Source organism: Gymnodinialimonas sp. 202GB13-11, from assembly GCF_040932485.1.
Taxonomy (GTDB): domain Bacteria; phylum Pseudomonadota; class Alphaproteobacteria; order Rhodobacterales; family Rhodobacteraceae; genus Gymnodinialimonas; species Gymnodinialimonas hymeniacidonis.
In genome coordinates, this window is record NZ_JBFRBH010000001.1 from 3,601,033 (window position 1) to 3,612,826 (window position 11,794).

Consider the following 11,794-nt stretch of genomic DNA (forward strand, 5'->3'; position numbering starts at 1 on the left):
ATCATGATGTGACGCGAAGTATGCGGCCTGTTTCAGGCTCTGTTTATGAAGAAATCCGCGCCGCGTCGGCACTGTGCTCTGCGGATATCCGCAAAGCTATAGCAGAGCGTCCTTGTCGAGGCCAAGTTTCACGATTTTCTCGTTCAGGGTCCTGCGGCCAATCCCCAGTGCATCTGCGACGTCATCCATCCGCCCGGCGTTCGCGGAAATGGATTTCGCAATCATCTCCCGCTCCAACTCAGCGACGGCGGCGCGCAAAGTTTCCGGGCGTGCATCGTCCTCAAGGTCGGGCTTAATTGCTAGTGCTAAGCTGCCCGTTCCTTGACGAGCGGCAAGCACCCTGCGTTCCGCCACGGCCCGCAATTCGCGCACATTGCCGGGCCAATCATGGGCAAGGGCCGCTGCAAGATCCGCAGCCGTCACGTCCGGCGCTGTGACACCGTAGACCACCGACAATTGGCCGATGAAATGCGCCAGCAGTGGCCGCAGGTCTTCCTGCCGGTGGCGAAGTGGCGGAAGTTCAAGCGAAAATGTGTTCAACCGATAAAGCAGGTCTTCCCGAAAACGCCCGGACGCAACCGCGTCTGCCACGTTTTCATTCGTTGCTGAAATCACCCTAAGGCTTACCGGCACAGGTGCGCTAGCCCCCTCTGGCGTCACTGCGCCCTCTTCCAATACCCGTAAGAATTGCGCCTGAACTTCGGATGGGCAGGCACAGACCTCATCAAGGAATAGCGTGCCTCCATCAGCCTGCAGAATGCGACCGTTCAAATGACCTTCCGTGCCAAACATCTCAGGCACAAAGGTGTCAGGCGATAGCAGCGCGCAATTGATTGCCACGAACGGTTGATCAGACGCAGGTCCAAGGTCATGCAGCGCGCGGGCCACCAGATCCTTACCAGTTCCGGTCTCGCCCGTGACCAGAACCGGCGCGCGCGTTTCAGCCAGATCGGCAATGCTTGTACGAAGAGCGCGCAGCGATGGTGATGTTCCGACCAGGATGCGATCCAGCCCCGACAACTGCGCCAGTCTTTGCCGCAGGCGCTTGTTGCTGTTGCGCATTCTCGTCTGCTCCGCAGCATGGCGCAGAATGTTGAGCAATCGCCTTGGCTCGTAGGGCTTCTCGACGAACGAATATGCTCCGTTCTGCATGGCTTCGACAGCCATGGGAATGTCGCCGTGAGCCGTTACGAGGACAACGGGGACTGGGTGCCGCGATTGAACTGCGCTCAGCAGCTCCAAACCGGACATGCCAGGCATGCGGACATCGGAAAGAACCACGTCCGCATCGAACTCATCCATGGCGGAAATCGCGCGATCAGCGCGGGCCACATCCCGGACACGCCAGCCGTCAGCCTCAAGCAACTCGACAACGGATTGGCGCATTGATCGGTCGTCTTCGACAATCAGCGCGCGGAACGGAGCGTCAGATGTCATTGCGCCGCGACTTCCTCTGCCATGCGTTTAGAAAGCACCATTCGAAAAACAGCCCCCTTTTTATCCTGCCGATTGCGCGCGTCCAGCCTGCCGCCGTGATCGTCCATGATGCCTGATGAAATCGCCAAACCCAGACCCATTCCCTGGCCGCTGGCACGCGTCGTCATGAACGGCTCGCGAAGTTCAACCAGTGTTGCATCGCCTAAGCCGGAACCAGTGTCAGCAACCTCGACCCACACCTCTTCTCCTTCAGCTCCGTAGCTGATTTCGAGCATTGAATGTTCGGCATCTTCCATCGCATCAACGGCATTGCGCATGATGTTCGTTAGAACCTGCTCCAACCGCAGGCGCGAACCGCGGACCGTTATAGGAGCCTCCGGCCGCTCATGTGAAACCGTGACGCCAAACGCTTCAACTCCTGGAATCATCAATTCCAATGCTGCATCTGCGCACTCCCTCAGGTCGACGTCTTCAAAGGGTTCAGACCGAGATCTTGCGAAGAATTTCAAGTCGCGCGCGATGCCTTCCATACGATCGACCAGACCGCCGATGGTTTGCGTCAGCTTGCTCGGACTATGTTTTATTTCGTGCGCTGCGAGTTGATTGCGCATCGCCGCAATGGGCTGGCCCAATTCGTGCGTGACCGAGGCGGAAAGCTTTCCAAGGGCGGCCAACCGGCTTGCGCGCTCCAACTCACCGCGTGTTTCCTCAAGCCGCATTTCGGTGCGCCGCCGCTCCTCAATTTCGCGGGCCAAGGCGGCGTTCGCGCGCCTTAATTGTACCTCTTCCTCTTCGGACCGCCGCAGGGCTTGCCCCAATCGCCTGCCCCTTTGATATTGCGCAAACAGCAGACCCAAAGCCGAGATGGCGAAAAAGGCGCCCGTCGCGAGCCACGCCCTTAGCACAGCGCTGTCGTTGCGGCGCAAGTAATGTAGTTGCCAGCTGTGCGGCAGACCCGCGTTCACGACGTGAAGGCGCCACGAGCCATCAATCTCAGCCCATCTCGGCTCAGCTTCCGCGTTCCAATCCAGTGCCTCTAGAGCTTGTCCTGGAAACTGCCGTGCCACTTCGATCCGCGCACGTTCTTCTTCTGAAAGCGGATCAAGGGCGCGGTATCGCCAAGTTGAATCAGAGGCCAGAAGGACCACGTCGTGCTGGTCCGTCAGGAAAACCTGTTCTCCGGCATCACGCCAAGCCTGCTCAAACGGGGCGAGGTTCAGCTTGAGGGCAACAACTCCGATCACCTCACCTTCATCATCCAAGACGGGGTCCGCGATGAAGTAGCCGGGAAGTCCAGTTGTGGCTCCAATGCCGTAGAACGTGCCAGTTCCGCCGTTCAGCGCCGTCTGGAAATATGGACGGAAATCATAGGATTGTCCGACGAAGCTTCCGGCCTCATCGGCGTTGGAGGCCGCTATTGTAAGGCCGTTCGGCTCCATCACGTAAATTGCGTCCAGCCCTGCCGCGCCTGCAAATAAGTTCAAGCGTTCATTCAGGTCCTCCAACCCGTCACCCTGAAGCCCTGAGAAGACGAACGGATCAACGGCAAGCACCTGGGTCAGATGTTCGAAACGCTCGATCTCCGACAAAACAGTGCTGTGATAGAGTGACATGCGCGCTTCGGCGCGCTGCAGTTCCTGCGCTGTGAAATAGCGGTATGTGCCAGCCCAGACCCCCAAGGCGACAAAGAGCGCCAGCAACGCAAGCAGAGCAATTGGCGCCTTTTGCTTTCCACTACTGGAAGTTGCAGAGGGTTTGGTTTCCACAGTGATACTCTCTGACCGTTGTTGTGCAGGGCTAGCAGACTTCGCAATGCGACGACATGATTGGATCGAAGCGGGTCAATCCACCCTGTTCCAGGTTTGGCCACCACATATCACGCCACCGAACACACAACCCGAAACCCGTAACTGGTTTGCGCCGCGAAAGCGCAGTCTAGACTGGTAGACACGCCCATTTTCAACATCAAGCAATGTGCCGCCAGCGAATTGCGAACCGTCCCACTGCATGCCTTGGACCAACACTGTGCCAAAGTATTCTGAGTTCACGTTCGCACCACCACCCCCAACAAGCGTGCCGCAATAATGCCCTCCGCACTGGGCAAAACGCACGAACCCCCAAGACCCATCGCGCGCTCCGGTTTGCCATACGCCGTCCAAAGCGTGGGGCGGTGACGCGGTTTGCGCGATAGCGTTCTGCGTGGGAAGCAGCAGGAGCATTATCAAAACGAGCAAGTGCTTCATGCAGATGCCTCCGTCGAGACCGCTGGAATCGTGACCGTTACGCAAGTCACGTTGGCCTCGCTTTGCGGCGTTGCGATCTGAAGCCCCGCACGTTTGGCTTGCTCCTCGACGATAGCAAGGCCAAGCCCGCTCCCGCTTGATCCTTCACCCTTTTCCCATTCCTTATGCGAAAGATTTGCGGCGCCAGGATTGCTGATTGCGAAAACGTATCCCGCGGGCGTTGAACGGCCCTGAACCTCGATGTCACCCGGCGTCCCATGCGCGATAGCGTTCGACATCACGTTGCAAAGAATGCGCATCAGGGCCAGGGGTTGGGTCTCCAGCGGGGACTGGGAGACGTCCATCGCAAGATGTAGACCACGCTTTTTCGCATCCCCCTCGAACATACGCTTCAGGGTCTCCCCAATCTGCGCGGATTGCACCTGCTCGTGTCCTTCCGGGGGAATCCGTTCTTGCCGGGCCAGCGGTTGCGCATCGTTCTCGGCTTCAGCGATATAGCTTGAGGCCAACTCATCCAGATAATTCAGAGAGTTCTGTAGATGGTCTTTCGTGTCGCTTGGCATATCGCGTGACAACGCGGCAAACGACGTTCTCAGCGAAGAAAGAGGTTGGCGAATGTCATGGGACGCTGTTGCCAGTCGCATGTTTCTAGTATGCGCCATCTCGACAGCGGCACGATGGTTTTCTTGGGCGATCAGAAGCTCTTCGTTTATGCGCGCTTTCTCTTCGGCCCGCTCCAGCGCCTCCTGCACCGCCAATTCCCGATCTGATTTCAGAATAAAGATGTTGCGTATGAAAAGCGCACCAAATCCGATGGTGATAGCCGCAATCAGAAAACGATTGATGGCGACAGTCAGATCAACACCGTCAAAACCGCCCGCAATCAAAAACGATCCGGCTAACAGCACGCAGGTCAGGAGCACCCAGATCAGGTTGCGGATGATGGTATCGTACCCACCGCGCAGCCTGGAAAAGGTTGAGACAGGGACAAAATGCGCGGCCGCGACAGTGCACCCGGACAGGCTGAACAGCAGGTACTGAAGCTCAAATGGTTGACCCAGTCCAACAATCCACAGAACCCAGATACCCAGCGCAGCGACCCTATACGGCACCTTTAGCGATGCCCATTTGTGATCTTTGGGAATGGTCTGAGCAGCCACCAAGAAATTGATGGTGAGCATCGCGTATCCGCAAATGATCAGATTTTCGGATGAAACATCGAGGCCGGACCAAACGACCCCGGTAATGTTCTGTTCAAACAACGCGATGTAGACGAGTCCCAATAGCACTAGAACCGTATAGGCCGCCCAAACCCATTGTCTGAGCGATACCGCGATTGCGACCAAGACGCCCAGAACCGAAAGGTTGGCCAGTGAAAATGCAGCGGCGGCAATCGCACCCTCGGCCACATCCCCCAGCGGTTGAGGCGGCACATCAAACGTTACGGAGCCACCCGGTATGGCAGTTGTGGCCGCAAGGGCCGCAAACGTTAGGCCGATGATCTTATTCAGCTTTGTCAAAGGCGCCTCGTCATATACGGTTTTGCCAAATTCGGACGATCTGTTTGCTGCAGGGCTGAGCGACCATGAAACGTTATACCGGAATGCTTGCGGATGATCACAGGATTGTTCGAATGGGACTGAGAGGCGCCCTCGAACAGATGGCTCAAGACACGCCGATCGAAATTGTAGCTGAGGCCGAAGACGGGCTGCAGACAATTGAGGCAGTCAAAGCACACCGCCCTGACCTTTTGATCCTCGACGTGTCCATGCCGGTGGCATCGGGTGCCGAGATCGTCGTCGATATTCAGCGATGGAGCCCGGATACAAAGATCGTTGTTTACTCGGCAGTGACATCGCCGGGTTTGCTTGCCCATTTGATCGAAGCAGGTGTGCATGGGCTGTTTGCGAAAGGGTCCGACGCATCGCTTATGCTTGACGCCCTTCCGCTGATTTTGCGGGGTGGGTCGAGGATTGACCCGTCCATCCTTGATATTGTCCGAGATGCGCCTGAACCCGCGGTCCTGACTGCGCGTGAGCGGCAAACACTCAATATGGTGCTTGCGGGGCGAACCAACGCGGAAGTGGCGGAGTTGATGGGGATCAGCCCGAAGACAGCCGAAAAGCACCGCGCCAGCATGATGGCAAAGCTGGAGGTGCGGAGCCTGTCCGAGCTTATGGCCAAAGCCTTGCAGGACGGCCTGATTGAGCAGCATGGCGTGATGTAAGGGTAAAGGATGGTTCGTCGGTTTCATTCGTCGAACCTAAAAGGTGCTGTGCGTCACTCATATGGGGAGTCACCCCCATACGTCAGGGTTCACGTTGCAGGTAGGTATGGCGCATCGGTTGCTGAACGCGACCCTGACAAGCCAAAACACCTGATTTCAAGGACCCCTTCAAAATGAAACTCTTTTCAAAAACTTCGCCCCGTACCGCAATTGTGGCTGCTGCTTTGGCTGCCACGGCACTTTCCGCAACTGCACCGGCGGCGCAAACCTTCCAGCCCGGTTACATCCAAACACTGAATGTCACCTCAACGCGTGGCGCCAGCGAAATGGATCAATTCTACAACCCTGGCACGGGTTCCACAGCTTTGACCCGCGTGTGTGTTGTGAACCTCGGTCAAGTTCAACGCGCCTTTACCCATACAGTGCCGGGCATCAACGCATTGGTCGCACAGCCGGGCAGCCAAAGCTGCGCCAACTTTTCCTCCGCTGACCGGGTGGCATACGGGATGGTCGATGGCGCGGAACCTGCGCAAGCCAACCGCGCCATGGTCATGAACCTGGACGCCTTCTCTGGCGGCACGGTAAGTTTCGTCTGGCGCTGAGCCGGACGTTCCCTGCCCGCCGCGCGCTCCGGGGCGGTGGGCAGGGGCTCAAACCCCTCCGACTTCACAAATCAGAGCTTTCACATCATCGACGCCGTGCCGTGACTTCAGGGTTGCGAAAACGGTCGGCTTTTCCGGCCGCATTCGCTTTGAATCCCGATCCATGATCGACAGATCCGCCCCGACATGAGGCGCGAGATCGGTCTTGTTGATCACCAAAACATCCGACCGCGTTATCGCAGGCCCACCTTTTCGCGGAATTTCTTCGCCAGCAGCAACGTCGATCACGTAGATCGTGAAATCCGCCAATTCTGGGCTGAACGTGGCCGACAGATTATCTCCACCGCTTTCGATAAGAACCAGATCAAGGTCCGGGTGACGCGCTGACATCTCAGCGACGGCTGCGAGGTTGATAGACGCATCTTCGCGGATTGCGGTGTGCGGGCATCCCCCGGTCTCGACACCCAAAATGCGATCCGATGGAAGCACCTGCATGCGCATCAGCGCTTCGGCATCCTCCTGTGTGTAGATGTCATTCGTAATGGCCGCGATGGAATGTGTGTCCTTGAAGGCTTCACATAGGGCAGCTGTCAGCGTTGTTTTTCCGGCACCAACGGGGCCGCCGATCCCAACCCGCAAGGGGCCATTCGGGCTGGTCATGTTCTGAATATCCTCGAATATTGGGTTTCATGCCGCATCGACGCAATGTCACCGATGAACGCGGTTGAACTGAGACGTGAGAGATCGCCGTCCGCTGCATCTTCGGCGACGTCGCAACAGGTCGCCGCAAGGTCCCTCAAAAGGCCTTGAGCCTCGGTCTGGCCGATGGGGGCCAGCCGTTGCGCGCAAGCTATCAGGTTCGACATCATGGCTTGCAACGCCACGCGAAGGGTGAGGTTCAGCGGCAGGCCTTGCAGCTTTGCAGCACGCCCGAGTGCCACAGGATAAGTCAGTTTCCCGGTTGCTTGCGCCCAGACTGCGTCCGTCACTTTCCCGAAGGCCACGCCAATCTGTTCTGTTTCCAACAGTCTCTCCCGCGATGGGCAGAACGCGCGTGCGGTTGCGTCGATGTCGATCACGTCCTCAGCGGTTTCGGCATGCCATGCTGCCGCAATGAAGCGAGCATCATTTGCCCCAGCGCCATACCGCAAAACGTCCTCAAGCCATTTACGCAGGGCGCAGACATCGCGAACATGGCCGTCCTCAACCACCGACTCCAAGCCATGGCTATAGGCAAACGCGCCAACCGGATAGGCGGGCGACAGCCACTGCGTCAGCGTCAGGATAGGGTCGCTAATGGTCATGGCTGTGTGTCCGCCCATGCCCATATGCCCCGCCCTCCGGCGTGAACGGCTCATGCACGTCGCGCAGGGTTGCACCAAGCTTTTCCAGCAAATCGCGGATGACGTGATCTGGCCGGATTAGAAGCCGCTTATCTTCGATCTGACAGGGCATGTGACGATTGCCGATATGCCAAGCGAGCCGTGTCATGTCGCCCGTGACTTCTAGCAAATCTTCCGGTGCGGCGATCACTTCGATCAACCGCCCATCTTCCAGTTTGAAGGCATCGCCTTGGTTCAGGCTGGTGGTCTGCGCCAGATCAACGAGAAAGCGTTCGCCCCCGTCGGACGTCAGCACCTTCCGACGCAAAAAGCGGGCGTCGTAGTCCAACGTCACTTGATCCGAGCCGTGATGGGAGTGCGTAATGCTATGGCTTTTCAGCATGGACATGGATCGGCCTTTTCAAAACAGGAAATAGCGCTGCGCCATGGGCAGGCTTTCAGCTGGTTGGCAGGTTAGCAATTCGCCGTCGGCGCGCACTTCGTAGGTTTCAGGATTCACCTCAATCTCAGGCAACGCATCGTTCAGCATCAGGTCTATCTTGCCGATGCCACGGGTGTTTTTGACCGCTATCGTTTGCTTCGCCAAACCAAGCCCGTCGCCAATCCCAAGGGACTGCGCCGCGGCGCTGACGAACGTGACGGCGGAGCTCTCAACGTTGCGACCATAGGCGGCAAACATCGGACGCGAATAGACCGGCTGCGGCGTTGGGATCGACGCATTCGGATCCCCCATCTGGGCACAGGCAATGGAGCCACCAAGTACAACCATCTCGGGCTTCACACCGAAAAAGGCTGGGTTCCACAAAACGAGATCGGCGCGTTTTCCAACTTCGATGCTGCCAATCTCATGCGCGATGCCATGTGCGATGGCCGGGTTGATCGTATACTTCGCCACGTAACGCCGTACTCGCATATTGTCGTTTTCACCTTGCTCGTCTGGCAGACGCCCGCGCTGCTTCTTCATTTTGTCGGCGGTCTGCCAAGTGCGGATGATGACCTCACCCACACGTCCCATGGCCTGACTGTCGGACGCGATGATTGAGAAGGCGCCCATGTCGTGCAGGATGTCCTCTGCCGCAATCGTCTCACGCCGAATACGGCTTTCGGCGAAGGCCACATCCTCAGGAATGGATTTGTCGAGGTGATGGCACACCATCAGCATATCCAGATGCTCCTCCACCGTATTGACTGTGAAAGGGCGTGTCGGATTGGTTGAGGATGGAAGCACGTTCGCATCACCGCAAATTTTGATGATGTCTGGTGCATGGCCACCCCCCGCGCCTTCAGTATGGAATGCGTGGATAGTACGGCCGTTAATCGCCGCGATGGTGTTTTCCACAAAACCGGACTCGTTCAACGTGTCTGTATGGATCATCACCTGCACGTCCATGTCGTCCGCCACGGAAAGGCAGCAATCAATCGCGCCGGGCGTGGTGCCCCAATCTTCATGCAATTTCATGGCGCAAGCACCGGCCTTCACCTGCTCCTCCAATGCATCGGGAAGGGAGGCATTGCCTTTGCCCGCGAAGGCCAGGTTCATCGGGAACGCATCCGCGGCCTGAAGCATTCGCCCGATATGCCACGGCCCTGGCGTACAAGTAGTGGCCAAAGTGCCATGCGCGGGGCCCGTGCCGCCGCCGAGCATGGTGGTCAGGCCGGAATGCAGCGCATCTTCGATCTGTTGCGGGCAGATGAAGTGAATGTGGCTGTCGAAACCACCCGCGGTAAGGATACGCCCCTCGCCAGCAATGGCCTCCGTCCCCGGGCCAACAATGATGTTCACGCCGGGCTGTGTGTCGGGATTGCCGGCTTTGCCAATGGCCGCGATGCGCCCGTCCTTCAAACCGATGTCAGCCTTGATGATGCCGGTATGATCCACGACCAGCGCGTTGGTGATGACCGTGTCCACGGCCCCATCCGCGCGCGTCGTTTGAGCCTGCCCCATCCCATCGCGGATCACCTTGCCCCCGCCGAATTTGACCTCTTCCCCATAACTCAGAGCATTTTGCCCCGAGCCCCCGGTTGTAGCCTGACCAACGGCCTCCGCCGTCAAATCCCGTTCGACTTCGATGATCAGGTCGGTGTCGGCCAACCGAACCTTGTCGCCCACCGTGGGGCCAAACATGGCGGCGTAGTCAGCGCGTTTTATGGTGGTGGCCATCGCTTATAGATCCCCCATGATCTTCCGGTTGAAGCCGAATATCCGCCGCGCGCCTGCGATCTGTATCAGGGCAACCTCGCGCCGCTGGCCGGGTTCGAACCGCACGGCAGTTCCGGCTGCGATATCCAAGCGGTGGCCACGCGCCGCGTCACGGTCGAAGTCCAGCGCCGAATTTGCCTCGGCAAAATGATAGTGGCTACCAACCTGAACGGGCCTGTCGCCGGTATTTGCGACCATCAGTGTAATCGCCTCGCGGCTGGCGTTTAGGGTAATCTCACCTTCAGCGGGCATGATTTCTCCGGGGATCATCCTGGGCCTCCTCAGCGGATGGGTTGGTGGACGGTGACCAGCTTGGTCCCATCGGGAAAGGTCGCCTCGACCTGCACTTCGTGGATCATCTCGGGCACACCATCCATACATTGCGCGCGGGTGATCACCTGCGCGCCGGCCTGCATCATATCCGCGACGGATCGCCCATCACGGGCCCCTTCAACTACTGCGTCGGTGATAAGTGCGATGGCCTCTGGATGGTTCAACTTCACGCCGCGTGCCAATCGTTTGCGGGCAACTTCAGCGGCCATGGCGACCAGCAGCTTATCTTTTTCTCGGGGGGTCAGGTTCATCTTACAGCATCCAGCATCGGGGTAGGTCAGGTTGGTATAGTTGGTTCAGCACCGGAATAAGGCTCTTGCGCAAGGCGAAGCCATCGTGTGCCAACAGGCGCAGAACAAGGACATCGGGCAATAGCAGCGACGCACCAGCAGTTTCTGGTAGCAGATCGCGGATGGTCGATAGCTGGGTTTCGACGTCGTTGGCCACGTAAACCAATGAGGCCATCGCGCGGGCACCGTCCGCCACAAAAGGCCGATTCAAGTGCGCTTGAATATCGCCCTCCAGCCGGACGGAGTCCAAGTAGATCGGCACACCGTCACGGCGTATGTCAACCCGATCCGAGAAGGCTCCGGCGCACACAGTCTCTTTCATCGCGGTACGACCAAAGATGATTGGCTCGCAAAAGAGCAACTCCGCCCTGTCTTCCAGATCAATCTGCATGCGCCGAGTTAACGAGCAGCCGTCGAAAAGGATTGTCTCCTGCGGAAGCCAATTCAGGCGCGCTCGCCCGCGGACGCTGATCTGGTTTGTGATCCGGCCCGGATCCGTACCCGCGGCGCCGTAAGCGCGTTCCGCCGCTTGGGTTGTGATCGTACAATCCGACGCAATCTCCGCCGCGAACTTGAAAGCATCGCCGCCCGTGACACCGCCCGCCGTGTTCACGAGCACCGCGTCCAAGTGTTTGGCCGACCTGCGCGGGAATAGGCATTTGAGCGAACCGGCCTGCCGAAGATCATCGAGTTCGGACCGTTTTTGCCCGTCCTTCACGCGCAACCAAACATCACCAATCGCCCGCGGCTGCACGGGTGTCGCAGCAGCTGCGATGATGTTTCTTGGCTGAGTGATGGGCCAACCTCACGAACACGTCCGCACTTAAATTCATCGAGTCGTGTACGGATGGCCAATGATTTTGCGTAATCTCGGAGCGCAGCTTTGCTCGCCGCCCACTATTTAGGCAGAGTCTCACGAATTGACCAAAAAAGGGTCTCCTAGCTGCGAAGCTAAGGTAGGTCTAAGTCTCTGAAATACATGAAACGATTACGGGACTCTTCGCGAACTCTCGCGCCGCGCGATTTGTGGCCATGACTCCTGAGTGAATACACTGAAAAATGATCAAGCCTGGCCGGGCGGAATGGGGCGCAATGTCGTTGGAACGGCGCTGGTTTTGG

At 58.1% G+C, this 11,794-nt stretch carries 13 protein-coding genes; 2 read left to right on the plus strand and 11 right to left on the minus strand.

The annotated features are described in order from the left end of the window. Positions 1-96: 96 nt before the first annotated feature. The 4 genes from V8J81_RS18405 to V8J81_RS18420 form a co-directional block, all read right to left on the minus strand. Positions 97-1,437 carry a sigma-54-dependent transcriptional regulator gene (locus tag V8J81_RS18405; protein WP_368477205.1) on the minus strand — a complete coding sequence of 447 codons (1,341 nt, stop codon included), beginning with the start codon at positions 1,435-1,437 and terminating at the stop codon, positions 97-99. After that, complete coding sequence (locus V8J81_RS18410) at positions 1,434-3,137, minus strand: sensor histidine kinase (RefSeq protein ID WP_368477206.1); 1,704 nt, start codon at positions 3,135-3,137, stop codon at positions 1,434-1,436. The genes V8J81_RS18405 and V8J81_RS18410 overlap by 4 nt, the downstream gene beginning before the upstream one ends. 141 nt (positions 3,138-3,278) lie before the next feature. Continuing rightward, positions 3,279-3,680 carry a DUF2147 domain-containing protein gene (locus V8J81_RS18415; protein WP_368477207.1) on the minus strand — a complete coding sequence of 134 codons (402 nt, stop codon included), beginning with the start codon at positions 3,678-3,680 and terminating at the stop codon, positions 3,279-3,281. Beyond that, positions 3,677-5,200, minus strand: coding sequence for a sensor histidine kinase (locus V8J81_RS18420; RefSeq protein ID WP_368477208.1), 1,524 nt, complete (start codon positions 5,198-5,200; stop codon positions 3,677-3,679). Before V8J81_RS18420 ends, V8J81_RS18415 begins: the two co-directional genes overlap by 4 nt. A gap of 83 nt (positions 5,201-5,283) precedes the next feature. Between V8J81_RS18420 and V8J81_RS18425 the strand changes: the two genes are divergently transcribed. After that, on the plus strand, positions 5,284-5,907 hold the full coding sequence (locus V8J81_RS18425) for a response regulator (RefSeq protein ID WP_368477679.1): 624 nt from the start codon (positions 5,284-5,286) through the stop codon (positions 5,905-5,907). A 173-nt stretch (positions 5,908-6,080) separates the two neighbouring features. Further along, entirely contained in the window at positions 6,081-6,509 is a 429-nt protein-coding gene (locus tag V8J81_RS18430; RefSeq protein WP_368477209.1) for a hypothetical protein, read from the plus strand. Between the two features lie 48 nt (positions 6,510-6,557). Here V8J81_RS18430 and ureG read toward each other — a convergent pair whose 3' ends face one another. The 7 genes from ureG to V8J81_RS18465 are packed head-to-tail and all read right to left on the minus strand — an operon-like array spanning position 6,558 to position 11,429. Beyond that, positions 6,558-7,169, minus strand: coding sequence for an urease accessory protein UreG (gene ureG, locus V8J81_RS18435; RefSeq protein ID WP_368477210.1), 612 nt, complete (start codon positions 7,167-7,169; stop codon positions 6,558-6,560). Then, entirely contained in the window at positions 7,166-7,813 is a 648-nt protein-coding gene (locus V8J81_RS18440; RefSeq protein WP_368477211.1) for an urease accessory protein UreF, read from the minus strand. The genes ureG and V8J81_RS18440 overlap by 4 nt, the downstream gene beginning before the upstream one ends. Continuing rightward, a complete protein-coding gene (gene ureE / locus V8J81_RS18445; protein ID WP_439649929.1) occupies positions 7,803-8,234 on the minus strand; it encodes an urease accessory protein UreE in 432 nt (143 codons plus the stop codon). Before ureE ends, V8J81_RS18440 begins: the two co-directional genes overlap by 11 nt. 18 nt (positions 8,235-8,252) lie before the next feature. Further along, entirely contained in the window at positions 8,253-10,013 is a 1,761-nt protein-coding gene (ureC, locus tag V8J81_RS18450; protein ID WP_368477213.1) for an urease subunit alpha, read from the minus strand. A 3-nt stretch (positions 10,014-10,016) separates the two neighbouring features. Next, positions 10,017-10,322 (minus strand): urease subunit beta, encoded by a 306-nt coding sequence (locus V8J81_RS18455; RefSeq protein ID WP_368477214.1) that lies wholly within the window; start codon positions 10,320-10,322, stop codon positions 10,017-10,019. 11 nt (positions 10,323-10,333) lie between these two features. Then, a complete protein-coding gene (locus V8J81_RS18460; protein ID WP_368477215.1) occupies positions 10,334-10,636 on the minus strand; it encodes an urease subunit gamma in 303 nt (100 codons plus the stop codon). Between the two features lies 1 nt (position 10,637). After that, positions 10,638-11,429 carry an urease accessory protein UreD gene (locus tag V8J81_RS18465; RefSeq protein WP_500796477.1) on the minus strand — a complete coding sequence of 264 codons (792 nt, stop codon included), beginning with the start codon at positions 11,427-11,429 and terminating at the stop codon, positions 10,638-10,640. Between the last annotated feature and the right edge of the window lie 365 nt (positions 11,430-11,794).